The 23967-nt window shown below is 63.6% G+C and carries 23 protein-coding genes and 1 tRNA gene; 12 read left to right on the forward strand and 12 right to left on the reverse strand.

Translation table 11 applies throughout. The annotated features are described in order from the left end of the window. Positions 1-106 precede the first annotated feature (106 nt). Together NCR35_RS09425 and NCR35_RS09430 are read left to right on the forward strand one after the other, a co-directional pair. Positions 107-907 carry a cystine ABC transporter substrate-binding protein gene (locus NCR35_RS09425; protein WP_250534165.1) on the forward strand — a complete coding sequence of 267 codons (801 nt, stop codon included), beginning with the start codon at positions 107-109 and terminating at the stop codon, positions 905-907. A gap of 152 nt (positions 908-1059) precedes the next feature. After that, on the forward strand, positions 1060-1719 hold the full coding sequence (locus tag NCR35_RS09430) for an amino acid ABC transporter permease (RefSeq protein ID WP_250534166.1): 660 nt from the start codon (positions 1060-1062) through the stop codon (positions 1717-1719). A gap of 17 nt (positions 1720-1736) precedes the next feature. On the opposite strand, the gene NCR35_RS09435 is transcribed toward NCR35_RS09430, so the two are convergent. Both NCR35_RS09435 and NCR35_RS09440 read right to left on the reverse strand, forming a co-directional pair. Further along, a complete protein-coding gene (locus NCR35_RS09435; protein ID WP_250534167.1) occupies positions 1737-2708 on the reverse strand; it encodes a Gfo/Idh/MocA family protein in 972 nt (323 codons plus the stop codon). Between the two features lie 135 nt (positions 2709-2843). Further along, the gene (locus NCR35_RS09440) at positions 2844-3605 is read right to left on the reverse strand and encodes a FadR/GntR family transcriptional regulator (RefSeq protein ID WP_244846556.1); all 762 of its coding nucleotides are present in this window, start codon (positions 3603-3605) and stop codon (positions 2844-2846) included. Here NCR35_RS09440 and NCR35_RS09445 point away from each other — a divergent pair. Beyond that, complete coding sequence (locus tag NCR35_RS09445) at positions 3565-4074, forward strand: hypothetical protein (protein ID WP_250534168.1); 510 nt, start codon at positions 3565-3567, stop codon at positions 4072-4074. The genes NCR35_RS09440 and NCR35_RS09445 overlap by 41 nt on opposite strands. Before the next feature lie 91 nt (positions 4075-4165). Here the strand turns inward: NCR35_RS09445 and NCR35_RS09450 are convergent, their stop codons facing one another. Together NCR35_RS09450 and NCR35_RS09455 are read right to left on the reverse strand one after the other, a co-directional pair. Continuing rightward, on the reverse strand, positions 4166-5317 hold the full coding sequence (locus NCR35_RS09450; RefSeq protein WP_250534169.1) for a glycosyltransferase family 4 protein: 1152 nt from the start codon (positions 5315-5317) through the stop codon (positions 4166-4168). A gap of 126 nt (positions 5318-5443) precedes the next feature. Beyond that, the gene (locus NCR35_RS09455) at positions 5444-5977 is read right to left on the reverse strand and encodes a GNAT family N-acetyltransferase (RefSeq protein ID WP_244846562.1); all 534 of its coding nucleotides are present in this window, start codon (positions 5975-5977) and stop codon (positions 5444-5446) included. Positions 5978-6460: 483 nt separating this feature from the next. On the opposite strand from NCR35_RS09455, the gene NCR35_RS09460 reads away from it, so the two are divergent. The 3 genes from NCR35_RS09460 (at position 6461) to NCR35_RS09470 (ending at position 10571) form a co-directional block, all read left to right on the forward strand. Continuing rightward, positions 6461-7447: a DUF1839 family protein gene (locus tag NCR35_RS09460; protein WP_250534170.1), complete on the forward strand. Its 987-nt coding sequence runs from the start codon at positions 6461-6463 to the stop codon at positions 7445-7447. Between the two features lie 948 nt (positions 7448-8395). Continuing rightward, positions 8396-9142, forward strand: coding sequence for a Crp/Fnr family transcriptional regulator (locus tag NCR35_RS09465; protein ID WP_159836384.1), 747 nt, complete (start codon positions 8396-8398; stop codon positions 9140-9142). Between the two features lie 28 nt (positions 9143-9170). Further along, positions 9171-10571: an undecaprenyl-phosphate glucose phosphotransferase gene (locus tag NCR35_RS09470; RefSeq protein ID WP_244846568.1), complete on the forward strand. Its 1401-nt coding sequence runs from the start codon at positions 9171-9173 to the stop codon at positions 10569-10571. 79 nt (positions 10572-10650) lie between these two features. Here the strand turns inward: NCR35_RS09470 and rpiA are convergent, their stop codons facing one another. From rpiA to rnr, 5 genes are all read right to left on the reverse strand, one after another. Continuing rightward, on the reverse strand, positions 10651-11337 hold the full coding sequence (gene rpiA, locus NCR35_RS09475; RefSeq protein WP_244846571.1) for a ribose-5-phosphate isomerase RpiA: 687 nt from the start codon (positions 11335-11337) through the stop codon (positions 10651-10653). 78 nt (positions 11338-11415) lie between these two features. Beyond that, positions 11416-11811, reverse strand: a complete 396-nt coding sequence (locus tag NCR35_RS09480; RefSeq protein WP_250534171.1) for a SirB2 family protein — start codon at positions 11809-11811, stop codon at positions 11416-11418. A 24-nt stretch (positions 11812-11835) separates the two neighbouring features. Next, positions 11836-12660 carry an N-acetylmuramoyl-L-alanine amidase gene (locus NCR35_RS09485; RefSeq protein WP_250534172.1) on the reverse strand — a complete coding sequence of 275 codons (825 nt, stop codon included), beginning with the start codon at positions 12658-12660 and terminating at the stop codon, positions 11836-11838. 10 nt (positions 12661-12670) lie between these two features. Further along, positions 12671-13414 carry a 23S rRNA (guanosine(2251)-2'-O)-methyltransferase RlmB gene (rlmB, locus tag NCR35_RS09490; RefSeq protein WP_175940483.1) on the reverse strand — a complete coding sequence of 248 codons (744 nt, stop codon included), beginning with the start codon at positions 13412-13414 and terminating at the stop codon, positions 12671-12673. Between the two features lie 97 nt (positions 13415-13511). Then, on the reverse strand, positions 13512-15989 hold the full coding sequence (gene rnr, locus NCR35_RS09495) for a ribonuclease R (RefSeq protein ID WP_250534173.1): 2478 nt from the start codon (positions 15987-15989) through the stop codon (positions 13512-13514). A 255-nt stretch (positions 15990-16244) separates the two neighbouring features. On the opposite strand from rnr, the gene NCR35_RS09500 reads away from it, so the two are divergent. From NCR35_RS09500 to NCR35_RS09525, 6 genes are all read left to right on the forward strand, one after another. Next, a tRNA-Leu gene (locus tag NCR35_RS09500) sits at positions 16245-16331 on the forward strand. 291 nt (positions 16332-16622) lie between these two features. After that, positions 16623-17843, forward strand: coding sequence for an MFS transporter (locus NCR35_RS09505; RefSeq protein WP_250534174.1), 1221 nt, complete (start codon positions 16623-16625; stop codon positions 17841-17843). Between the two features lie 468 nt (positions 17844-18311). Further along, positions 18312-18848, forward strand: a complete 537-nt coding sequence (locus NCR35_RS09510) for a DUF1571 domain-containing protein (protein WP_250534175.1) — start codon at positions 18312-18314, stop codon at positions 18846-18848. A gap of 181 nt (positions 18849-19029) precedes the next feature. Then, positions 19030-19269 (forward strand): hypothetical protein, encoded by a 240-nt coding sequence (locus NCR35_RS09515; RefSeq protein WP_250534176.1) that lies wholly within the window; start codon positions 19030-19032, stop codon positions 19267-19269. Between the two features lie 71 nt (positions 19270-19340). Beyond that, positions 19341-20129 carry a 5'/3'-nucleotidase SurE gene (gene surE, locus NCR35_RS09520; protein ID WP_250534177.1) on the forward strand — a complete coding sequence of 263 codons (789 nt, stop codon included), beginning with the start codon at positions 19341-19343 and terminating at the stop codon, positions 20127-20129. Positions 20130-20236: 107 nt separating this feature from the next. Next, the gene (locus NCR35_RS09525) at positions 20237-20686 is read left to right on the forward strand and encodes a DUF2147 domain-containing protein (protein ID WP_250534178.1); all 450 of its coding nucleotides are present in this window, start codon (positions 20237-20239) and stop codon (positions 20684-20686) included. Between the two features lie 76 nt (positions 20687-20762). Here NCR35_RS09525 and NCR35_RS09530 read toward each other — a convergent pair whose 3' ends face one another. From NCR35_RS09530 to lpdA, 3 genes are all read right to left on the reverse strand, one after another. Further along, complete coding sequence (locus tag NCR35_RS09530; RefSeq protein WP_250534179.1) at positions 20763-21179, reverse strand: transposase; 417 nt, start codon at positions 21177-21179, stop codon at positions 20763-20765. Positions 21180-21327: 148 nt separating this feature from the next. Beyond that, positions 21328-22425, reverse strand: coding sequence for a cell division protein ZapE (gene zapE, locus NCR35_RS09535; protein ID WP_250534180.1), 1098 nt, complete (start codon positions 22423-22425; stop codon positions 21328-21330). 89 nt (positions 22426-22514) lie between these two features. Beyond that, complete coding sequence (gene lpdA / locus NCR35_RS09540) at positions 22515-23945, reverse strand: dihydrolipoyl dehydrogenase (RefSeq protein WP_250534181.1); 1431 nt, start codon at positions 23943-23945, stop codon at positions 22515-22517. Between the last annotated feature and the right edge of the window lie 22 nt (positions 23946-23967).

Consider the following 23967-nt stretch of genomic DNA (forward strand, 5'->3'; position numbering starts at 1 on the left):
AAACGATCTTACGCGCCGGTTGCAGTTTCTCTATGATGCCGCACCTATCGGGCGCGGCACGGAAAGAACCGGCGCGCCACTTTGCCAACACGAGGAGAACAACACGATGAACCTGTCCACGCTCAAGAAGCTCGTCGCCGCCAGCCTGATCGGCGCGGCGTTCACCGCGGTCACGGCCACGGCGCACGCAGAAGACCTGCTCGATCAGGTCAAGCAGCGCGGCACGCTGCGCGTCGGTCTGGAAGGCACGTTCCCGCCGTTCAATTCGAAGGCGCCGTCGGGCGAGCTCGTCGGGTTCGACGTGGATATCGCGAAGGCCGTCGCCGCCAAGCTCGGCGTGAAGCCCGAGTTCGTCACGACGGAGTGGAGCGGCATCATCGCGGGCCTGCAGGCAGGCAAGTTCGACGTGATCGTGAACCAGGTCGGCATCACCGACAAGCGCAAGGAAACGCTCGACTTCTCGCCGGCGTACACGTACTCGAACGCGCAGCTGATCCAGCGCGCCGACGACAAGCGCGAATTCAAGTCGCTCGAAGACCTGAAGGGCAAGAAGCTCGGCGTCGGTCTCGGCACGAACTACATGGACATGGCGAAGTCGGTGCCGGGCATCGACGTGAAGACGTACCCGGGCGCGCCGGAATATCTGCGCGATCTGGCCGCCGGCCGTCTGGACGCCGCGCTCAACGACCGCCTGATGCTCGCGTACTTGCTCAAGAACTCGCAGTTGCCGCTGCGCACGGGCGCGAACGTCGGCGCGGGCAATCCGTCGGGCATTCCGTTCAAGAAGGGCAATCCGAAGTTCGCGAAGGCGATCGACGATGCCATGACCCAGCTCGAACAGGACGGCACGTTCGCGAAGATCTCCGACAAGTGGTTCGGCATCGACGTGACGAAGCCGGCGAAGTAAGCACGCAGACACGCGAGCGCACGCATGATCGGGCGGCATCGTCTCACGGTGCCGCCCTTCTCTTTTTCGCGCCCGGTTTATGATGTGCGCTTTCGCGCGCCGCCCGGCTCTTCGTTTCCAGCCGCGCGCTTTCCGCTTACGTTTTCCCGTTCATGTCGACCACTTCCCTGCTGGTTCAATCCGCGCCGGTGCTGGCGCAAGGCGCGCTGCTGACGATCAAGTTCGCGCTGTATTCGATGTTCTTCGGCCTCATCGCCGCGATCGTGCTGGCGTTGATGGGCATCAGCCGCAACCGCGCGCTCGTCGGCATCGGGCGCGTCTACGTCAGCGTGATGCGCGGCACGCCGCTCCTCGTGCAAATTTTCGTGATCTATTACGGCTTGCCGAGCCTCGGCATATCGCTCGAACCGACGCCCGCAGGCGTTATCGCGCTATCGGCGAACGTGGCGGCGTATCTGTCGGAAAGCATGCGCGGCGCGATCCTCGGCATTCATAGCGGGCAATGGCTCGCGGCGTACAGTCTCGGCCTCTCGCGCACGCAGACGCTGCGCTACGTGATCGGGCCGCAGGCGCTGCGCATTGCGGTGCCGAGCCTGTCGAACAGCCTCATCAGTCTCATCAAGGATACGTCGCTCGTGTCAGTCATCACCGTGACCGAGCTTTTGCGTAGCGCGCAGGAAGTGATCGCGGCGACCTATCAGCCGCTGCCGCTCTATCTGGCGGCGGCCTTGGTCTACTGGCTGCTGTGCAGCGTGCTGGAAGTCGTTCAGCGCGTGTTCGAACGGCGGCTCGCGCTGCCCGGGCGGCACTAACGCGCGCGCAGCCTCGTTCAGTCTTCCTCGAACGGAAAGCGCACGCCCAGGTCGCGCCGCGCCGCGTCCATGATCGCCATCATGCGCATGGACATGACATGCGGCATCACCGGGCTTTCGGTGGCACCCGCGCGCAGCAGCTCGCAGAAGTGCGCGGTCTCGTAGTTGAGGCCGCCGCCTGAGACGGGCTCGTCGAGTTCCACCTTGCGGCCGTCCGTATAGGCGATGGTCGCGCGAGCCGGGTTCCACCAGTTCTCATGAATCGTCACGGTGCCTTTCGTGCCGCCGATGAGCGCGTCGCCGCGTCCTTGCAGGTCCATTCCGCAGAACAGTTGCGCGATGCCGCGCTCATGCCGCACGTTCAGACTCGCGAAGACATCCACGCCCGTCGCGCCGACGCGGCCGATCGTCTGCACGTCGAGCGCCTCGCCGAGCCAGTCGACGGCGAGAAACGCTTCGTAGATGCCGATATCGAGCAACGCGCCGCCGCCCGCCTCCAGCGAAAACGACGGATGATCGGCCGGCACGTTCGCCATCGAGCAGCCCGCGCGCACGAGGCCGATATCGCCGATCGGATCGGCCTGCAGATGCTCGCGCAAGCGTCGATACAGCGGGTAGAACGGCGGCTTCATCGCCTCCATGAAGAGGACCTTCGCGCCGCGCGCCGCGTCGATCATTTGCTGCAAGATGCGCGCGTTCACGGCGGCGGGCTTCTCGCATAACACGGGCTTGCCCGCGGCGAACGCGCGCAACGCATAGTGCGGGTGGCTGTCCTGCATCGTCGCGACGTAGAGCGCGTCGATGTTGGCGAGCAAGGTGTCGAAGTCATCGAACGCGGCCGCGCCGAACGGCTCGGCGAGCGCGCGCGCCGACTCGGGCCGACGCGAAGACACGCCCGCGAGCGTCGCGCCCTCGACGTGTTGCAGGCTTTCGGCGAAGCGCCGCGCGATGCGCCCCGCGCCGACGATGCCCCAGCGTATCGATTCCATGTAGGTTGCCTCCGGATGTATGTCGTGCGGGGATTGTGCCTGATCGCGCCGCGCGGAAACGACAAAGCCGGGCACGAGGCCCGGCTTTCATCGGACGATGCAATTGTTCCGCGTCAACAGCGCGGTGTAGACCGCTCAGGCGCCGGCCGACGCGTTCACGTCCGGCGGCGAGACCGGCTGGCTCGGCTGACTCATGCGTTCGAGCGAGAACGCGCGCCCCACTTCCTCCGCCGCGAGATCGACGAGCGAGCGCGTCGCGCGTTCGGCGGCTGCCGGGTCTTTCGCCTCGATCGCCTCGACGACGCTGCGCTGCGCCGCGAGCGTCGCCTCGCGCACGGACTCGATGCCGTCCACGATCGGATTCACGGTCACGAGCGCGCCGCGCACGATGGCCGTCATCTGCCGGAAGAACTGGTTGCCGCTCGCGGCCACGATGCGCGTATGCAGCACTTCGTCCGCGGCCTGATACTCGGGCTCGCCGACCTGAAGGCGCGAAAGCGTATCGAACGCGTCGCGGATGCCGGCGATCTCGTCGGGCGTCGCGCGCGCAGCGGCGAGCGCGGCGGCACGCGGCTCGATCAGCATGCGGAATTCGATTACATCCCGCAAGAAAGTCTGATCCGGCTTCGCGCGAAAACGCCACGACACCACGTCTTCGTCGATGAGACGCCAGTCGCTCATCGGCCGGATGCGCGTGCCGGTCTTCGGCCGCACGTCCAGCATGTGACGGGCGAGCAGCATCGAGAGCGCTTCGCGCATGACGGTGCGGCTCACGTCGAACTCTTTGGAAAGGATGTCTTGCGGCGGCAGTATTGCGCCGTATTTCTGCTCGACGATCCCCGATACGAGCCCGTCCATGACCTTCGCCACCAGCGACCGCTCTTTGTTTTCATCCATCACGCTTCTCCCCTATCCGCCTGTCCGTAGCCCATGTGTGTCTGTGCGCGTCGCTCTCACGCGTCCCGTGGCGGCCAAGGCGACGAATTTCCGAACATCCATTCGTCGCACTACACGTTGCGGCTTCGTTGCGCTGAAAACCAGTGAGGAATTTCCTGACAGGGTATTCCCTTTGGTCGCCATCGAAGCCGCCTTCGCTTGCCGCCGTTCCTGTTCGTTGCATCACGCGTTGCATCACGCGCTGCCGTATGCGTTGCCGCATTTGTACGCTCGAATTCCTGTGCTCGCGCCGCGCGGGCGCCGTCATTCCTCAGGGAAACTGATGAATGACGGCGTCTCGGCGCGGCGTATTTGTGTGTTTTTTTCGGCCAGAAAACGTCAGCCGTTCATGCACTCATTTGAGCAAGCATCTCGTAGGCTTTCTGTGCGAACGCGAACGCTCACTCGCGCGGGGGCGGCTATTGTATGACGCGATCCGCGAAATTCTCATGCAGTGCTTAGTTCATGAGAATGCCGCTTTGGAGCGCCGTCGCATGGCTGCGAGCGGCGTATGGGGGCGCTTACATGGCGCCGTCCGAGGCGCGCGGACGCCTCGCGTGCATGCGTTGATCGCGGCGTTGCATCGACTCGCGCTCGGCGAGTGTCTGCTGATAGATGGCCACGTATTCGCTGCCGACTCTTTCGACCGAAAGCCGCTGAATGTCTTCCCGCGCGCGCGACGCGTACTGGCCGCGGGCTTGCGAATCGAGCAGGAGCCAGCGCAATTTCACGGCGGCCTGCGCCGGATCGCCCGGCGCCACGAGCACGCCCGCGCCGCCGCCATCGAGCAATTCGGGAATGCCGCCCACGCGCGTCGCGAGAATGGCGCAGCCCGCTTCGCGCGCCTCGGCGATCACGAGCGGACACGGGTCCTGATGCGACAAGAGCGCGAAGACATCGGCGTTCGCGAGATAAGGGCGCGGGTCCGTCACGAAGCCGGTGAAATGAACAGCGGATTGCAGGCCGAGTTCGGCGGCGAGCGCCTCCATCGACTCGCGCTCGGGACCATCGCCGATCAGATACAGGTGCGGCTCCGCGATGAAGTCGCGCTGATGCGCCGTTTGTTCGCGCACCATCGCGAAGGCCTTCAAAAGATCCGCGATGCCCTTTCGCCGATACATCCCCGCGACGCACACGACGCTCGGCCGCTTCATCGGCACGGGGCGCGCCGCCGGACGGCACGTGAGGCGCGGCGCGCCGACCGCGCCGTTGAGCACGACCGATACGCGCTCGCGCCCGATGCCGCGTTCTTCCAGCGTACGCGCGACGGCATCGCTCACGGCGACCATGCGGTCGCCCGCGCGCACGAGCGACGCGCTCTTCTGGAGTTCGTGATGCACGGTGGTCACGAGCGCGAAGCGGCGGCGCATGCTGCCGAAACGCGAGATGAGCGCGCCCGTCATCATGTGCGCGTGAACGATGTCGGGATCGAAGCGATCGATGAGACGATTGAAGCCCGCGATCATCGAGGGCACGCGCCAGGGCTGTCTCGACTGCTGCAAAGGAATGTGCGTGATGCCATGACGCCGCAACAGCGGCTCGAAGCCGCCGCCCGACGAAGCGACGACCACGTCGTGTCCCATGCGCGCCTCGATGCATGCGAGATCGACCATCATGTTGACGGTGCCGTTGCCGATGATCTGCGCGTGATTGGCGAGATGGACTATTCGCATGAGGGTGCCGGTTGCGCGTGCCGGCATACGTGAATGCGCCGGCCGCGCGGTTCGTTATCGTTATGAAGAAGAGCTACGGATACCGCAGAGACGCACGCGAGAAAGACTCGGGGCGCGCGTCTCGCTTCAGAGCAGTTCGTACGTATTGGCGAACGCGTTGGCGCCCGCTTGCTGCGACTTGCTGGCGCTCGTTTCGCGCGCCGTGCGGCTTTTTCTTGTCAGACCGATGTAGGGCATGCCATGTTCGAGGAACGGTCCCTCGGTCTTGCGAAAGCCGAACGCTTCGTAGAACGCGCGCAGACTCACGGGCGCGGTGAGCCGCACCGCGCGGCCCGGCCAACGTTCGGCGCACACGTTGAGCACGCGTTCGATGAGCGCGTGCGCGGTGCCATCGCCACGGCGCAGCGGACTCGTCAGGATTTTGTCCACGACGACTTCGGGATCTTCGATATCGCCTTCGTGAATGCGGGCGTAAGCGAGCACCGGCATCGGGCGCGTCATGTCGTCGGTTGCGAAGACGTGCACGCCGGTTTCATCGCGGCCGTCCGCATCGAGATGCACATGCGACTGCTCGACGACGAACACCGCACTGCGCGCACGCAGAATCAGATAAAGCTCGCGCGCAGTGAGCTGTTCGAAATCCAGGGTCTTCCAATTCATTGGTTGTTCTCCTTGCTGCCGGTTTCTCACCGGCGTTGCGACGATTGAACGTTACGTCCCGCGAAACAAGCTTTCAGTGCGGGGGCGCACCGACTCCAGGGCTTGCAGCCCCGTCAAATAAGGTCAACCACACAAGAGGGCGTCTTCGGGGAAAAAGGACGCCTTCACGAGATCCATCACGACATCTCAGCCGAGTCCCGCGCCACGCGGGCGACTCGCGCACGTGCCGCGATAGCGCTCGCGTCGTTGCGCACCTTCATGGGAAAATCACAATGCAACCCGCCATTGAACGCGGCGCCTCAATAAGCGATAAAAACAAAAGCGATAAAAGCGCAGGTAAAAACCACGAATGCTTCGGCGCGCACGCGGTATCGGTTGCCGGCTTTTCAGGCCCGAGGTAAGCCCATGAGCGCGTTTCATACCAGCGGTATGACGAGTTCCGGCGTCAGTCGTTCACGCGTCGTTTCACTCGATCCTTTGCGCATGCGCGCGAAACGTCATCGCGCGCATGGGCTGCATCGTGCCGAACGCATCTGGCGCGATGGCGCAGACCCCGTCGATCTGTGGATCGAACTCCTGCATGGCAATCAACTCGAACCGCTTGCCATGCTGGCCTACACGGTCGCGCAGGACTTCGAGGACGATCAGTTCACGCTCGGCCGTCCGCCGCGTGAAGACATCGAGAAACTCTACGGCCTGCAGGTCCACGAACTCGCCGTGTTCGGCTCGCTCGAAGAACGCGCGCTCGTGCAAACGCGCCGCGGCAATACGGTGCTCGTCGAGGTCGACGCCTTCTTCTTGCCCGACATGCGCGCGCTCTTCTATCGGCGCGAGCATGTGAAGACGACCATCGCCATTGATGTGATCGACCCCAACGCACGGCGGCTCGGTTACTTTCATCACAGCGGTTATCACCTTCTTCACGGCGACGACTACGATGGCGTGCTGGGAACCAGCGCTGCGCACGATGCGGCTTCAACCGGTGCAACGGGCACAACGCGAGGGCAAGCACTGTTCCCGCACGTCGAGTTCATCAAGCGCGCGCGCGAATCGCTCGGCGGGACACCGCTTGCGGAAGCGTCGGCGGACCTGTTGTGCGCGCATCTGCTGCGCCGTCCGATGCACAACCCCATATCGCGCTGGCGCAGCGCGTTTCCCGCACACGTCGAAACGATGCTCGAACGCGGGGAAGCGTATGCGCGGCCTTATGCGTCTCACGTGATGCGTCAGCTCGGCGGCAACTTCGAGTTGCTCGCGCATTACCTCGAATGGATGCGCGAACAGGGCTTCGACATTCCGGTGACGACCCACGTGGCCGCGCGCGCGATTGCGAGCGAAGCGATGGCTCTGCAATGTCGGCTCGCGCGGGCGCTTGCCAACGGGCAAGCGGATCTCTGCGACGCGTCGTTCGACATCATGGAAGCCGCGTATGAACGCGTGGTGCCCACGCTGGCGTCTATCGTCTGCTGATCGTTCGAACGCGGTATCCGTCACCCACACGCGCATGACATCGCGATGATTCCCGTCGCGTCATGCGCATTTCACGCTCGCATGGTGAGATGCGACGAGCGGCCACGACCCTATTGTCCCCGATGAAACATTTCCGCGCTGCGTAATGGCGCGTTCCATACGTTCGTCGGGAACGCTCTGATCTGGGGCCAAGGCTCGGAACCCATGCGCCTTTCGCAAACGTTTGACACGCACATCGGGGTTTTCGGGGGAAAAGACGGTCGCTCGCATGCCCTATGTGGGCGAAGTCACGCCCACTTGCAGGCACGATTCACGCATTCGGGCGCGGCCTGGCCCACAGACGAGCCGTTTCGTGCAACGGGCGCAACGTTTAGCCGTTTGCGAAATCGCCATGGAACACATTCTTCACTGCGCGCAAAGCCTTGTGCAGCAAGGCTCTCGCGGGAGGCAAGAGGGTTTGCGGCGGCAGCGCGTTCGTTAGGGCACGAACATGATGGAACACAGATGAATCAATTTTCAATGTCCCTACAAAAGGAGGGGTTCTCTCGGCGGGACGCGGGCCTCTGAGGCTTATCGCACGGTGATCGTCAAAGCCCGGCCCCGTCCGCGAGCGGTTTGCGCTGACGATACCCCTCCGGGCGCATGGGGATTCCTAAGACCACCGATGTTCAAGACTGAAACAAAAAGACGACGCTGCGCCGCATCACAGTGGGGGTTCGAGCAGTGAGGCCCCACCAGCATTGACGTTCGCCGCATTGGCACAGTCCTCGCTAAAAGAGTCGCGCAACCCGAAGCGACGCGATCTACTAAATCAACTCAAGCGAGCACGGGCTGTTAAACGGGGCTGGTGTGAGACGTTTTCATAGCCGCGACAGACGCGACCGGAGAACGATCACACCAGTAAAGAAAAAAGTGAAGCGCAACGCGCGAAGTTACGAGAGAACAAACATGCTGACCCTTCAGTCCGACCTGCACGGCAACCACCTCCTCGGCGCCCTTCCGGCACATGAGTGGCAAGCTCTGACTCCGCATCTCGAACTGGTTCAACTCCGCACCGAGCAACTGCTCTGCGATTCGGGCCAACGTATTCATCACGTGTACTTCCCGACGACCGCCATCATTTCTTTGCTGCATACGATGGAAGACGGCGGCTCGGTCGAAATCGCCGCAGTCGGCCGCGAAGGCATGACGGGCGTGCCGGTCCTGACCGGCGGCGAAACCATGCCCACGCGTGTCCAGGTGCAGTGCCCGGGCTTTGCGTATCGCATGAGCGCCCAGGCGCTGCGCGAACAGTTCGGACGTTCGGACTTTCTGCGCCGCCTGATGCTCCTCTACATGCAGGCCCTGCTCACGCAAGTCGCGCAGACCGCAGCATGTAATCGTCATCATTCGCTTAACAAGCAGTTGTGCCGCTGGCTCCTGATCGAAATCGACCGCACCGCGTCGAACGAACTGCAAGTCACGCAGCAGCTGATTGCCGACATGCTCGGCGTGCGCCGCGAAGGCGTGACCGAAGCGGCCGGCAAGCTGCACGATGCGGGCCTCATCCACCATAGCCGCGGCTGCATCAAGGTGGTGGATCGCGAAGGGCTGGAAGCGCGCGCCTGCGAATGCTACGGCCTCGTCAAACGTGAGTTCGACCGCCTGCTGCCGCGTCTGCGCGCGCAGGAGACGGCTTCGGCCTCCAGTGTCTGAGATACGGATGCACAATAAAAGTCACGATATGTTCGGCTGGACGGCGCGCTGTCTGGACGTGTTCTTCGTCATCGCGGGCGGGGTGATCGCGCATTCGATGCGCTTTTCCTCGCTCGAATTCAGCGATATCGAAAAGCTCCTGATCGCGTTCAATAGCGTGCTGGCATTGCTGTTGTTCCCGACGTTCGGCGTGTACGAAGCCTGGCGCGGCAAGCCGCTTCCGATGATGCTGGCGCGCGTCACGCTCGCGTGGATGACGGTGGCCGCCGCGGCGCTGCTGCTCGCCTTCACGCTGCATCGCATGGATGCGGTGTCGCGGCTGTGGTTCACGTATTCGACGCTGATCTCCGGCGCGCTCATCGTGGTCGCGAAATGCGTGGTGTACGCGAGCCTTCGTATCATGCGCGGCCGCGGCTTTAACCAGCGCACGGTGGCGATCGTCGGCGCGCAGGGCTTCGCGCGCACGCTGCTCGCCCATCTGTCGAGCACGCCCGAGCAAGGCTTCACGCCCGTCTGTCTGCTCGACACGACGGGCGACGAAGAACTGCATGCGAGCGGCCTCGGCAGCCGGCCCGGCGCGTCCATGCGCCTGCCGGTGCTCAACGATTTCGACGAACTCGTCGAGAAAGTGCGCGCCGAGGACATCAACGAAGTGTGGCTCGCGCTGCCGCTTTCGCAGGAACACACGATCTACCGCTTCGTGCATGCACTGCGGCACGACTTCGTGAATCTGCGGCTCATTCCGGACACGCGCAGCATCTCGCTCTTCAATCATTCGATGACCGATGTCGCGGGGCTTGCGACCATCAACCTGACGACGTCGCCTGTCAGCACCTTGCAGATGTGGCCGAAGATGCTGTTCGACCGCTGCTTTGCCGCGGCCGCGCTGCTCGCGCTCTCGCCGATCATGATTTCGATTGCGATCGCGATCAAGGCGACATCGGAAGGGCCGGTGTTCTTCACGCAAAACCGCAAGGGCGCCGACGGACGGCCGTTCAAGATCTACAAGTTCCGTTCGATGGCCGTGCATCGCGAGTCGAAGGGACACGTGACGCAGGCGACGCGCAACGACCCGCGCGTGACGAAGATCGGCGCGTTCCTGCGCCGCACGAGCCTCGACGAACTGCCGCAGTTCATCAACGTGCTGTTCGGCGACATGTCGGTGGTCGGGCCGCGTCCGCATGCGATCGAACACGACGATCTGTACAAGGATCTCGTCTACGGCTACATGTTCCGCTATCGCATCAAGCCGGGCATTACCGGCTGGGCGCAGGTGAACGGCTATCGCGGCGCGACCGAGAAGGTCGAGAAGATGCAGAACCGCGTGAAATTCGACCTGTTCTACATTCACAACTGGTCGTTCTGGTTCGACATCAAGATCGTCGCGATGACGCTGTTCAAGGGCTTCATCGGACGAAACGCGTACTGAGCGAGCTGCGCGCTGCATCGAAAGAAAACGGGCCCGGCGACTCGCGTTGCCGGGCCCGTTGCGCTTTTGGTCAGGCGCTTCAGTAGTCGATGCGCTCGACGCCCTGCTCCGTGCCGAGCAGGCACAGGTCCGCGCCGCGCGCCGCGAACAGACCCACTGTCACCACGCCCGGCCACGCGTTGATCTGCGCTTCGAGTCCGCGCGGGTCCGTAATGGAGAGGCCCTTCACGTCGATGATCTCGTTACCGTTGTCCGTGATGAACGGCATGCCGTCCTGCGTCACGCGCACGATCGGCACGCCGCCGAGCGCGGTGACCTTGCGGCCGATTGCGGTGCGCGCCATCGGCACGACTTCGATGGGCAGCGGGAACGTGCCCATCACGTCGACGCGCTTGCTCGCATCCGCGATGCACACGAACACCTCCGCCACCGACGCCACGATCTTCTCGCGCGTGAGCGCCCCGCCGCCGCCCTTGATCATCGCGCCGCTCGCGTCGATCTCGTCGGCGCCGTCCACGTAGACCGGCAGCGTGTCCACGTCGTTCAGGTCAAACACCTTGAAGCCGTGCGATTCGAGCCGCGCCGTCGTCGCGAGCGAACTCGAAACGGCCCCGCGATAACGCGCTTTCGAGGCGGCCAGCGCGTCGATGAAGCAATTGGCCGTCGATCCGGTGCCGACGCCGATGATCGAGCCTTCGGGCACGTGCGCGTTCACGTAGTCGGCCGCGGCCTGGCCGACGCGCTGCTTGAGTTCGTCCTGAGTCATGAAAATGGTGCTGCGCGTGAGGGTAAAACGCGATTTTATCGGAGCGCGCGCGCCTTCCCGGGCTTTTTGCGCAGGCGGTCAGAGCATGCTGTGCAGGAATCCGAGCGGATCGTGCGTGCGCGCGACGGACGCGATAAACGCGAACACGATGACCGCCAGCACGCCGAAAACGGCGCGTGCGCCCTTCGTCCGGCCGCGCTTGAGGGCGAAGGTGCCGAGCACGATGTAGACGACGAGGCCCGCGATCTTCGCGCCCAGCCACGCCGCGTTCGGCCCGAAGCCGATGATCGCGACGAGCGCAATCGCGCTCGCGAGCAAGAGCGTATCGACGATATGCGGCAGGATTCTGGTCGCGCGCGCGGCGAGAAGGCGCGAGTCCGTCAGCATCCAGATCCAGCGCAAAACGAAGCCCGCGATGCTCAGGCCCGCGCACGTCATATGGAGCGCGCGCAGCGGCAGAAAGTAGTCGCCCATTTCTTCTTTTGTCTAACGCAACGGTCAGGGGAAGTATTTGTCCAGCAAGGCCTGCGCGATGGCGTCTGTTTGCGCATCCGCGTCGCCCGCGTAGTCCGAAGGCCGGAAGTGCATCTGGAACGCGCCGAAGACGCGGCGGGTCTTCTCGTCGAGGATGCCGTCGGTGGCGACGTCGTAACCGTAGCGCTTGAGCTTTTCCTGCAACGCGCGCACATCGCACGGCGCTTTGGGATCGCGGCCCGCGAGATGCGCGGCGACGGTCGCGTCGTCGGGCCAGGCCCCGATGCCCGCCTCGTACAGCGTGCGCCACGGAAAGAGCGGACCCGGATCGATCTTGCGCTGCGGCGCGATATCGCTATGGCCTACCACGCGCGTCGGCGGAATGCCGTAACGCTCGACGATGTCGCGCGAGAGCTTCACGAGCGCATCGACCTGCGCGGGCGGATACGGCTGCCAGGTGCGGCCGGCGAGGGTATCGATCGGTCCGAGATTCACGTTCTCGATGCCGATGGACGACGCGTTCAGCTCCGTCGCGCCCTGCCAGTAGCTCTGCCCGGCATGCCACGCGCGCTTGTCTTCGGGCACGAGTTGATAGACGACCGGCTCGCCGTTCTCGATGCGCGGCGCGTCCGGCACGACGTAGTGGACGCTGACCTCATCGCCCGTGAGGACGGCGAGCGAGCGCGCTTCGTCGATTTCCGTGTAATGCATGACGAGGAAACGCACGCGCGAATCGGCGTTCTTCGCGTGGTGTTGCGTGTCGGCGATGTAGGTGCCGCGGTTTTGCATGGTGGGGGTGCAGGCGGTAACGAGAGCGCAGGCGAGCGTGAGACAGACGAGGCGAAGCATGCGCAACACCTTACTTCTTCACCATCCTCTGCCGCACGGCCTCGAACAGGCACACCCCGCTCGCCACCGACACGTTCAGGCTTTCCACCGCGCCCGCCATCGGGATATGCATGATCTCGTCGCACGTTTCGCGCGTGAGGCGGCGCATGCCCTCGCCTTCCGCGCCCACGACGATCGCCACCGGGCCGTCGAGCTTCGTCTCGTAGACGCTCGCCGTCGCTTCGCCTGCCGTGCCGATCACCCAGACGCCGGCGTCCTTCAGTTCGCGCAGCGCGCGCGCCAGGTTCGTCACCGTGATGTACGGCACGCTTTCGGCCGCGCCGCTCGCCACTTTCGCGGCGGTCGCGTTCAGGCCCGCCGAGCGGTCGCGCGGCGCGATGACCGCGTGCGCGCCCGCCGCGTCCGCGACGCGCAGGCATGCGCCGAGATTATGCGGGTCGGTGACGCCATCGAGCACGAGCAGCAACGGCGTTCCCGAGATGCCGTCGAGCAGTTCCGCGAGGTTCTGCGCGAGCGGCAAGTCGTGCGCGCGGGCCACGACGCCCTGATGCTGGATATTGCCCGCGAGGCCCCAAAGACGCCCTTCGTCGGCGGCGATCAGACGCACGCCCGCGTCCTTCGCGGCACGCAGGAAGTCCTGCATGCGCCGGTCCTTCCGCGTGGGGTCGTACAACACTTCCTCGATAGACGAGGCATCCGCCCGCACGCGCGCCGTCACCGCGTGGAAACCGTAAAGAACCTTGAGACGTGACATGACTGATTCGAACCTTCGTGATGACCATGAAAAGCACGACGCGGCCCGGCGCAAAGCGCACCGGACCGCGCGTATTCGTTGACGCGATGAGCGCCCGCTAGCGTTTCTTGCGCGCCGGCCGCCCCTGCGCCGCCGACTTCGACGCCGAGTTGGACGTCCCCCCGCGTTTCTTCGCCGCGCCGCCGCGCGCCGCCGGTGACGCGCCCTTCTTCGTGCCGCCGCGCTGACGCGTGCTCGGCGCGTCGTCGTTCAGCGGACGAATGCGCGGACCCGCTGCGCCATTCGCGCCATTCGCGCCCGAGGCGCCGTGATCGGCCGCGCCCGACGACGAACGCGGCGACGGCTTGACGGGCGTATCGCGCACCAGACGGAAGTCGATCTTGCGCGCATCGAGATCGACGCGGCCCACCTGCACGCGCACGCGATCGAACATGCGATACCGGATGCCGGTGCGCTCGCCGCGCAGCTCGTTCTTGATCTCGTCGTACTGGAAGTAGTCCGAGCCGAGCTCCGTCACATGCACGAGCCCTTCGATGAAGAGCGAGTCCAGCTGCACGAAGATGCCGAACGACGTCACGCCGTTCACCATGCCGCCGTATTCCTCGCCGAGCTTGTCGCGCATGAAATAGCACTTGAGCCAGGCTTCGACGTCGCGTGACGCTTCGTCGGCGCGACGCTCGTTCGACGAGCAATGCAGGCCGAGTTCCTCCCACACCGCGACGCTGTTGCGCGACCGGCCGCGTGCGCTGTCGTCGGCCAGTTGCATTTCGCGCGCGGCCTTCGTCAAGCCCGTGCTCAGCGAAACGTCATGGCCGATATCCGGCACGTATTTCTTGCCCTGCAGAATCGCGTAGATGGCGCGGTGCGTGAGCAGGTCGGGATAGCGGCGAATCGGGCTCGTGAAGTGCGCGTACGCTTCATACGCGAGCCCGAAGTGACCGATGTTGTCCGGACTGTAGACGGCCTGCTGCATCGATCGCAGCACCATCGACTGAAGCATCTGCGCGTCGGGCCGGTCGCGGATTTGCGCGATCAGCGCCGCGTAGTCGCTCGCGTGCGGCTTGTCGCCGCCCGTCAGCGTCAGGCCGACGCCACGCAGAAACTGCCGCAGGTTCTCCAGCTTTTCCTCGGTTGGCCCCGCGTGCACGCGGTACAGGCCCGGATGCTTGTTGCGCTTCAGGAAGTCCGCCGCGCAGACGTTCGCCGCGAGCATGCACTCTTCGATCAGCCGATGCGCGTCGTTGCGATGACGCGGCAGAATCTGCTCGATCTTGCCCTGCGAGTTCACGACGATATACGTCTCCGTCGTGTCGAAGTCGATCGCGCCGCGCTTCTGGCGAGCCGCGTGCAACGCCTTGAAGACGCCGTAAAGGTTCTGCAACTGCGGCACGAGTTCCGCGCGCCGCGCGGCTTCCGGGCCCTTTGTGTTGGCGAGCACGGCCGCGACTTCGGTGTAGGTGAGCCGCGCCGCCGAGTGCATGACGCCCGGATAGAACTGGTACGCCTTGATCTCGCCGCGCGCCGTGATGATCATGTCGCACACGAGCACGCAGCGGTCGACGTCCGGATTCAGCGAGCACAGCCCGTTCGAGAGCTTCTCCGGCAGCATCGGGATCACGCGGCGCGGGAAGTACACCGACGTGCTGCGGTCGAGCGCGTCGACATCGAGCGGCTCGTTCGGGCGCACGTAGTGCGACACGTCGGCGATCGCCACGAGCAGGCGGAAGCCTTGTCCGCGGCCGACAGCGACGGGCTCGCAATACACGGCGTCGTCGAAGTCGCGGGCGTCTTCGCCGTCGATCGTGACGAGCGGTACGTCGCGCAGATCCACGCGATGCCGGATGTCCACCGGCCGCACTTCGTCGGGCAGCTTCGCGGCTGCGGCGAGCGCGGCTTCGCTGAACTGATGCGGCACGCCGTACTTGCGCACCGCGATCTCGATTTCCATGCCGGGATCGTCGATATCGCCGATCACTTCGGCCACGCGCCCGAGCGGCTGCGAATGGCGGCTCGGAAAGTCCGTCAGATCCACGGACACGACCTGCCCGACTTTCGCCTTTTTCGGGTTCTGCGTGATGAGAATGTCGTGGCCGATGCGCTTGTCTTCCGGCACGAGAATGAGCGCGCCGTTTTCATTCACGAGCCGCCCGATGATGCGCTTGTTCGCGCGGTCGGTCACCTCGACGATATGGCCTTCGGGCCGCCCGCGCCGGTCGTAGCCGACGATGCGTGCGAGCACGCGGTCGTTGTGCATGACCTTCTGCATTTCGCCGTTGGGCAGGAACAGATCGTCCTGGCCGTCATCGCGGATCAGAAAACCGAAGCCGTCGCGATGACCTTGCACGCGCCCCGCGACGAAGTTCGACGGATGCGTGAGCTGATAATGGCCGCGCTTGTCGAGCCGGATTTGCCCGTCGCGTTCCATGGCCGCCAGTCGCTTGAAAAATCCTTCGCGCTCCTGGCGCTTGATCGACAGGGCCTCGGCGATGTCGTTCGCGGAGTGAGGCGTTTCGCTCGTGCGCAGCACGCCGAGAATCTCTTCGCGGCTGGGAATCGGATACGGATATTTGCTCAAGGGCTTAATAGAGTTCTTCTCGTTGGACTGGACTTTCGCCGTGTTTTGCCGTTAGTCGAGCGGCAATCGTTGAAATCATTCTAACACTGCCTATTGTGCGCACTGACCGCCCGGCCGGCGCTTGCTCGTTGCCAGTGCAGCAAACGCCGGCCCCGCCGCGACCGGCGATGAAACGCTTGACAGCGGCTCGCGAGTCGCTATAATGGCGTTCTTTGCTGCTGACGCAGACAAAGAAATACGCAGCAACGCACCCTTGCCCAGGTGGCGGAATTGGTAGACGCACTAGGTTCAGGTCCTAGCGGTGGCAACACCGTGGAGGTTCGAGTCCTCTCTTGGGCACCAAGGTCCCTTTCTCGCGAAAAGCCCCACGCAATTGCACGTGGGGCTTTTTGTTTTCTGCTCGCGGTTCTCTTTCTTATAATCTGCTTCGCTTTTCTTTCGTTTTTATTCGGCTTCTGACCGGGTTAAAGCGAAATGAATGGATCGGCCGCGCTATCGTCTTTTCTCCATCAGTAACGTTCAGCACGCTCTTAAACGGCGGCGTACACTCGTCCTGCCCGCGTGACCGCATAACCGCCGCGTGCAACCGCATTGCATATCAAGCTGATCAATACTGATTGGGAGACCGACGCGATGAGTTGGACGCGAGAACAAAGAAACGTAACGATTGCCGCTTATCTCGGCTGGACGCTGGACGCATTCGATTTCTTCCTGATGGTTTTCGTCCTGAAGGACATTGCCGCGGAATTTAACACGAAGATTCCCGAAGTCGCCTTTGCCATTACGCTCACGCTCGCCATGCGCCCTATCGGCGCGCTGATTTTCGGCCGGCTTGCGGACAAGTTCGGCCGCCGTCCGACGCTGATGGTGAATATCGCCTGTTATTCGTTGCTGGAATTGCTCTCCGGCCTCTCGCCCAACCTGACGACGCTTCTCATCTTGCGCTCGCTTTTCGGCATCGCGATGGGCGGTGAATGGGGCGTCGGTTCTGCCCTGACGATGGAAACCGTGCCGCCCAAGGCGCGCGGCTTCGTGTCCGGCTTGCTACAAGCCGGTTATCCGAGCGGTTATCTGCTCGCGTCGATCGTATTCGGCGTGCTGTACCAGTTCGTCGGCTGGCGCGGTATGTTTTTCGTCGGCGTGGCGCCCGCGCTGCTCGTGCTTTATGTTCGCGCGCATGTCCCCGAATCGCCCGCATGGCGAGCGATGGAAAAGCGCAAACGTCCCGGCCTGCTCGCGACGCTCAAACAGAACTGGACACTTTCGCTCTACGCGATCGTTCTGATGACCGCATTCAATTTCTTTTCGCACGGCACGCAGGATCTTTATCCGACGTTTCTGCGCGAACAGCATCACTTCGATCCGCATACGGTGTCCATCATTACCATCGTACTGAATATCGGCGCGATTGTCGGAGGGCTATTTTTCGGGTCGTTGTCCGAGCGAATCGGGCGGCGCGTGGCCATTTTCATCGCCGCATTGATCGCGTTACCGGTGCTTTATCTATGGGCGTTTTCGGCGACTCCGGTTGCGCTGGCAATCGGCGCGTTTCTGATGCAGATATCGGTGCAAGGCGCGTGGGGCGTGATTCCGGTGCATTTGAACGAGATATCGCCGGATGAGATTCGCGCCACTTTTCCGGGGCTCGTGTATCAACTCGGCAATTTGCTGGCCGCGATAAATGCGACGATGCAGGCGTCGATTGCCACTTCTCACGGAAACAACTACGGCATGGCGATGGCGATCGTCGCGGGTACCGTTGCGGTGGTGATTGCGGCGTTGATTTTCTTTAGCCGGGAACGCAGGGGGATCGATATGACGCGGTCGGCGGAGGAAGTGGGGGCGACGGGATAGGGCTTGCGGCGTACCTGTCGAAACGCCTTTCCCGACGACTCGCGCTTGCGCTCACGGAAGAATGCTTGCACTTCGCCGTTTACACGGGACCGCTTCGGCACCGTCAAACGCGAAGACAAGTCATGACTCAAGCGCACGTCCGTCGCCTCCTCTACTCGACGCTCGCGTGCGCGCTGTCAGCGTCGATCACTGCTAGCCCGGCCCCCGCCCGAGCGACTCCACAGCCGGCGGTCCACGAAAATTGCCACGCAAACGGCCGACCAACAAGCCCAATGGCTCTCACGCGCCGCCGCCGACGGCACGCTCGCGCGCCTCAGCGACGACGAACTCGTCGCCCTCTTCCGTGCGCTCGATCCGGCGACGCTGCCGCGCTACCTGCGCGACGGCTTAGCCCGCTATGCATCCTGCGAATTCACGATCGTTCGACGCGAGCGCATCGGCGGAAAATGGCCAGAGCGGCCCGACCACATGCTCGTGCGCGTCACGCGCGAACCGCTGCGCGTCTACGCCAGATGGCTGCCCGATGGCGCTCATGCGGGCCAGGAAGTCATCTACGACGAGTCCAGGCGCCCCGGCGAACTCTACGGCCATCTCGGCGGCTTGCTCGGTGTCGTGCCGATGTGGACATCGCTGAACGGCCCGCTCGCCCGCGCGCAATCGAATCATTCGATCCGCGAACTCGGCATCGATGCCATGACGCAGCGTTTTATCGACGAAGGCAGGAAGTTCGCCGACGCCGGCATCACGCAGGCGTCGGATATCGCGGTGACGACCGTCAACGGCGCGCGCGTCGTCGCGTTGACGTATGTCGCGCCGGCCGGGCAGCCCGACTTCTATGCGAAGCGCGAAGTGATCGACCTCGATCTCGAAGCGCCGCTGATCCGCGCGGTCGAATCCTTCGACAACGAAGGCAGAGTGTTCGAAAGCGTCGTCTTCGAGCACATCGAGCCGAAAACGTTCGACGGCCTGACATTCGATCCGCACAACCCCGACTACCGCTTCTGAAGCGCGCACCGATTGCGTGACATGCGCTGTAACACACGCATCCTTGCCGATGCGCGGCGTTTAAGCAGCGTTTAAGTCTCGCCTAAGTTTCGGCCGATACGCTTGCCGCACTTCATCATCGACATCCATGACGCCGCACTGTCTGCGGCGCGAATCGTCATGTAAACCAAGGAGTTCGCGCATGAACCTCCGCTCTGCTTCGGCTCCCGTGCGAGCCATCAAACGGCTCTTGAGTCACCACGAGATTGCCACGCTGCTTTTGCTGATGCACGCGCCGATCGACGCGATGGCCGCGCCGCCCGACGTGACCTCGCTGCAGGAGTACGGCTACGTGGAAATCGTCTCGCCCGACGCGGACGGTCCCAAGGTGCGGCTCACCGAGGACGGCAACGCCGTTCTGCGCGGCCTGGGCGTCAAGTAAGCGCCCGTCTTGTCGTCGCGATCTCTGTAATAATCGGTCGACCTTCTTAACCGACCGAGGAGTGATTCGCGATGCCCGCCATGGAACCCATCGTTCAACGTGTGCTGCTGACCAACGACGACGGCATCGATGCGCCCGGCCTGGCCGTGCTCGAAGCCGTCGCCGCAGAACTCGCGCACGAAGTCTGGGTCGTCGCGCCCGAGCACGATCAGAGCGGTACTTCGCACTCCATCAGCCTGCATTCGCCGCTGCGCATCTCGCGTCAGGGCGAGCGGCGCTTCGGCGTCCAGGGCACGCCCGGCGATTGCGTCGTGATGGCCGCGCGGCATCTCATGAAAGACGCGCCGCCGACGCTCGTGCTGTCGGGCATCAATCGCGGCGCGAACCTCGGCGTCGAGACGATGTTCTCAGGCACCGTCGGCGCGGCGATGACGGGCCTTCTTCTCGGCCTGCCTTCGATCGCGCTCAGTCAGACGTTCTCCGACCGTGAAAGCGTGCGCTGGGATACGGCGCGCGCGCTCGCGCCCGGCGTGATCCGTCAGTTGCTGGCCATCTCGCACGACGCGCCGACGTGTCTCAACGTCAACTTCCCGGACTGCGATGCATCCTCGGCCGGTCCGCTCACCGTGACGCGGCAGGGCGTTGGGCTCGTGGAAGGCATCGACGTGCTCGATGAGACCGATCCGCGCGGCATCGACTACTTCTGGCTGAGATTCCAGCGCGGTCAGCGCGAGAATGCGCCCGACAGCGAAACCGCCGTGGTCGCGAGCAAGCGCGTTTCGGTGACGCCGCTGCATTTCGATCGCACCGATTCCCGCACGTTCGCCACGCTCGAAGCCGGTCTGCGCGCCGGCGCGTGAACCTAGAGCCTTTCCTCCCAGACGCAACGCACGGTTTCTCGTATGCTGCGTCGGCAACGCGCCCGGCAACGCTTCGGGCGCCACGATCACAAAAACAAGGAGGCAACATGAAGCACTTCGTCCGCATCGCGGCCGGCGCGCTTATCGCATTGTCGGCGGCGGGCGCGTTCGCGCAGGCGTCGTCGCCCGCAGGCACCTGGCAAACCATCGATGACGCCACCGGCAAGCCAAAGGCGATCATCCAGATCATCGACGACGGTAACGGGCAGCTTTCCGGCAAGGTAGTGCGCGGCATCGGCGAGTTCGATCATCCGGACCGGCGCTGCACCGCGTGCACCGACGACCGGAAGGATCAACTGGTCAAGGGCATGACCATCATCACGGGCATGAAGCAGAACGGCGATACGTGGGAAGGCGGCCAGATTCTGGACCCGGAAAACGGCAAGCTGTACAAGTGCAAGATGAAGCTGGAAGACGGCGGACAAAAGCTGGTGGTGCGCGGTTATATCGGCGTGTCGCTGCTCGGGCGCTCGCAAACGTGGGTGCGACAGCAGTAGCGCTTCTTAACGCGCAAAGAAAAACGGGCGGAAGACTGCTTGTCTTCCGCCCGTTTCTTTTGATTCAGCGCGCGGTTCAGGCAGCGTGACGAACCGGTTCATCGCCTTGCGGCGAGCGCGCCGCCGCGAGGGCGCGCATCGGCTCCAAGGCTTGCTCTGTCGCAACCGGCAATTCGGCCGGCACGCGCATGCGGGAAGTCATGAGCCCGTACAGCGATTCACCGGCGGGGCCGAAGAGTTGCGTCATCACGCGCAGCAACACGCCCGATTCATGCCAGGCCTTGAAGCGGCGATGGCACGTCTGATACGACGGATATTTGCGCGGCAGCGTGGACCACGACGCGCCGCTGTACATGACCCAGAGCACGCCGTTGAGCACGGCGCGCGTGTTGGCCAGAGGACGGCCGCGCAACTCCGAGCGCGGACGCAATTCCGGAAGCAGCGGTGCGACCATCTGCCATTCTTCGTCGGACATATCGCGGTAGGGTTTCACGGCATTCTCTCCAATTAACTGCTGATTAACTGGCCAGAACAATACCGAGTGCCCTTCAACCGGCAAATCAGAGAGGTCCTAATCTTGAAAACCCGGCGAAAGCCTTATGCCATTTGGCTAGACGCCTGTTTTTGATTCTCGTATTAGCTCAGGTAAGCGAAATGTTCGCGAGCCGCCGCGGCGCCTCCAGATACTCTTGCGACTGCATTTCGACGATGCGCGAGACCGTGCGCGCGAACTCGTTCGCCATCGGCCCTTCCACGTACAGGTCCTCTGCCGGCACCGCCGCCGACATCAGCAGCTTCACCTTGTGGTCGTAGAAGACGTCGATGAGCCACGTGAAGCGGCGTGCTTCCGACGCCATGCGCGGCGACATCTGCGGCACGTCCGACAGGATGACCGCGTGGAAGCGGTTCGCGATCTCCAGATAGTCGTTCTGCGAGCGCGGGCCGCCGCAGAGCGTCGCGAAGTCGAACCACACGACGCCATCGGCTTTGCGCAGCGCCTTGATCTCGCGCTTCTCGATATGCAGGATCGGGCTTTCATCGGGCACGGCCGCGAGCTTCGCGTAATCCGCGCGCAGCGCCTTGTCCGCCGCCGCGCCGAGCGGCGTGTGATACGCCTGCACTTGCGACAGCGTGCGCTTGCGATAATCGGTGCCCGCGTCGACATTCAGCACGTCGAGATTCTTCTTAAGCAACTCGATGGCCGGCAGCAGCCGGTCGCGGTGCAAGCCTTCCGGATACAACGTGTCCGGCTCGTAATTGGACGTCATCACGAACTGCACGCCGTTGTTGAACAGGCGGTCCAGCAGGCGATACAGAATCATCGCGTCCGCAATGTCGGAGACGTGGAATTCGTCGAAGCAGATCAGCCGGTAACGCTTCGCGATGCGCCGCGCCAGTTCATCGAGCGGATCGGCCTGTCCCTTCAATTCCTCCAGCTCCCGATGCACTTCGCGCATGAACTCGTGGAAATGCAGGCGCGTCTTGCGCTGCACCGGCACGACGGCGTAGAAGCTGTCCATCAGGAAACTCTTCCCGCGCCCGACGCCGCCCCACATGTACACACCGCGCGGCAGTTCCGGATGCACGAGAAACTTCCTGATCGCGTTCGAGCGTCGCGCCTTGTACGCGACCCATTCTTCGTAGCAGCGTTGCAGGCGAGCGACCGCCGCCAGCTGCGCTTCGTCGGACTGGTAGCCCCGCGTGCGCAGTTCGTTTTCGTAGTATTCGGTGACGTTCATCTTCTGCCGTTCGATGTGACGAAGGCGAGCGGTTTGATCCGCTCGCCTTCGTGTGCGATGCCCTGCTTGTTGCCCGAAGTCGAGCCGAATTACATGTTCAACGCGCGCTTGTCGACCGCGAGCGCTGCTTCGCGCATCACTTCAGACAGCGACGGATGCGGATGGCAAATGCGGCCGATGTCTTCCGACGCCGCCTTGAACTCCATCGCGACGACCGCTTCCGCGATCAGATCCGATGCGTCCGCTGCGATGATATGCACGCCGAGAATCTCGTCGGTCTTCGCGTCCGCGATCATCTTGACGAAGCCTTCCGCCCGTCCGATGCCCAGCGCGCGGCCATTGGCCATCATCGGGAACTGGCCGGTCTTGATCTCGCGGCCTTCCGCCTTGAGTTGCTGCTCGGTCTTGCCGACCCACGCGATCTCCGGTTCCGTGTAGATGACCCACGGCACGCAGTTGTAGTCGATATGCGGCTTTTGTCCGTCGATGATTTCCGCTACCGCCACGCCTTCGTCTTCCGCCTTGTGCGCGAGCATCGGGCCGCGCACGACGTCGCCGATAGCGTACACGCCCGGCACGCTCGTCGCGCAGTGATCGTCCACGTCGATGAAGCCGCGCTCGTTCGCCTTCAGGCCGATGCTTTCCAGACCGAGGTTGTCCGTGTTCGGCACGCGTCCGACGGAGACGATCAGGCGGTCCGCTTCCAGCGTTTGCGCGTTGCCCTGATTGTCCGTGTATGCGATCGAGACGCCGTTGCCGGTCGTCTTCACTTCGCCGATCTTCACGCCGAGATGAATGTCGAGCCCTTGCTTCTTGAACTGCTTGGCCGCTTCCTTCGCGAGCGATTCGTCCGCTGCGGCGAGGAACTGCGGCAGCGCCTCGAGCACCGTCACTTCAGCGCCCAGACGACGCCACACCGAGCCGAGTTCCAGACCGATCACGCCCGCGCCGATCACGGCGAGCTTCTTCGGCACGGAATCGAACGAGAGCGCGCCTTCGTTGTCGGCGATCAGCTTGTTGTCGACCGGAATGCCCGGCAGATGACGCGCCTTCGAGCCCGTCGCGATGATCACGTTCTTCGCCGTGACGGTTTCCGTTTCGCCTTCGCCCGACACGTCGATCTGCACGCCGGCGTCCGTCTTGCCGGTGAACTTGCCGTGACCCTTGAGCCACGTGACCTTGTTCTTGCGGAACAGGAATTCGATGCCCTTCGTCATCTTTTCGACGATGCCGTCCTTGCGCGCCAGCATCTTCGACACATCGAGCTTCACGTCGGACACGCTGATGCCGTGATCGGCCAGATGCTTCGACGTATTTTCGAATTCTTCGGAGGACGCGAGCAGCGCCTTCGACGGAATGCAGCCCACGTTCAGGCAGGTGCCGCCGAGCTTCAGCGCGCCGGCCGGGTTCTTCCACTTCTCGATACACGCAACCGTCTTGCCGAGTTGCGCTGCGCGAATCGCCGCGATATAGCCGCCCGGGCCCGCGCCGATCACGACGACATCAAATTCCTTGGACATGACTTTCCTTGAGTAGACCCCG

Source organism: Caballeronia sp. AZ10_KS36, from assembly GCF_023631105.1.
In the GTDB taxonomy this organism is placed as follows: Bacteria; Pseudomonadota; Gammaproteobacteria; order Burkholderiales; family Burkholderiaceae; genus Caballeronia.

What these genes read in the sequence shown, in the direction of transcription:
- NCR35_RS09425 (WP_250534165.1), top strand. Translation starts at nt 107, where the DNA reads ATGAACCTGTCCACGCTCAAGAAGCTCGTCGCCGCCAGCCTGATCGGC.
- NCR35_RS09430 (WP_250534166.1), top strand. Translation starts at nt 1,060, where the DNA reads ATGTCGACCACTTCCCTGCTGGTTCAATCCGCGCCGGTGCTGGCGCAA.
- NCR35_RS09435 (WP_250534167.1), bottom strand. Translation starts at nt 2,708, where the DNA reads ATGGAATCGATACGCTGGGGCATCGTCGGCGCGGGGCGCATCGCGCGG.
- NCR35_RS09445 (WP_250534168.1), top strand. Translation starts at nt 3,565, where the DNA reads ATGACCTTCGCCACCAGCGACCGCTCTTTGTTTTCATCCATCACGCTT.
- NCR35_RS09440 (WP_244846556.1), bottom strand. Translation starts at nt 3,605, where the DNA reads ATGGATGAAAACAAAGAGCGGTCGCTGGTGGCGAAGGTCATGGACGGG.
- NCR35_RS09450 (WP_250534169.1), bottom strand. Translation starts at nt 5,317, where the DNA reads ATGCGAATAGTCCATCTCGCCAATCACGCGCAGATCATCGGCAACGGC.
- NCR35_RS09455 (WP_244846562.1), bottom strand. Translation starts at nt 5,977, where the DNA reads ATGAATTGGAAGACCCTGGATTTCGAACAGCTCACTGCGCGCGAGCTT.
- NCR35_RS09460 (WP_250534170.1), top strand. Translation starts at nt 6,461, where the DNA reads ATGCGCGCGAAACGTCATCGCGCGCATGGGCTGCATCGTGCCGAACGC.
- NCR35_RS09465 (WP_159836384.1), top strand. Translation starts at nt 8,396, where the DNA reads ATGCTGACCCTTCAGTCCGACCTGCACGGCAACCACCTCCTCGGCGCC.
- NCR35_RS09470 (WP_244846568.1), top strand. Translation starts at nt 9,171, where the DNA reads ATGTTCGGCTGGACGGCGCGCTGTCTGGACGTGTTCTTCGTCATCGCG.
- rpiA (WP_244846571.1), bottom strand. Translation starts at nt 11,337, where the DNA reads ATGACTCAGGACGAACTCAAGCAGCGCGTCGGCCAGGCCGCGGCCGAC.
- NCR35_RS09480 (WP_250534171.1), bottom strand. Translation starts at nt 11,811, where the DNA reads ATGGGCGACTACTTTCTGCCGCTGCGCGCGCTCCATATGACGTGCGCG.
- NCR35_RS09485 (WP_250534172.1), bottom strand. Translation starts at nt 12,660, where the DNA reads ATGCTTCGCCTCGTCTGTCTCACGCTCGCCTGCGCTCTCGTTACCGCC.
- rlmB (WP_175940483.1), bottom strand. Translation starts at nt 13,414, where the DNA reads ATGTCACGTCTCAAGGTTCTTTACGGTTTCCACGCGGTGACGGCGCGC.
- NCR35_RS09505 (WP_250534174.1), top strand. Translation starts at nt 16,623, where the DNA reads ATGAGTTGGACGCGAGAACAAAGAAACGTAACGATTGCCGCTTATCTC.
- NCR35_RS09510 (WP_250534175.1), top strand. Translation starts at nt 18,312, where the DNA reads ATGCTCGTGCGCGTCACGCGCGAACCGCTGCGCGTCTACGCCAGATGG.
- NCR35_RS09515 (WP_250534176.1), top strand. Translation starts at nt 19,030, where the DNA reads ATGAACCTCCGCTCTGCTTCGGCTCCCGTGCGAGCCATCAAACGGCTC.
- surE (WP_250534177.1), top strand. Translation starts at nt 19,341, where the DNA reads ATGCCCGCCATGGAACCCATCGTTCAACGTGTGCTGCTGACCAACGAC.
- NCR35_RS09525 (WP_250534178.1), top strand. Translation starts at nt 20,237, where the DNA reads ATGAAGCACTTCGTCCGCATCGCGGCCGGCGCGCTTATCGCATTGTCG.
- zapE (WP_250534180.1), bottom strand. Translation starts at nt 22,425, where the DNA reads ATGAACGTCACCGAATACTACGAAAACGAACTGCGCACGCGGGGCTAC.
- lpdA (WP_250534181.1), bottom strand. Translation starts at nt 23,945, where the DNA reads ATGTCCAAGGAATTTGATGTCGTCGTGATCGGCGCGGGCCCGGGCGGC.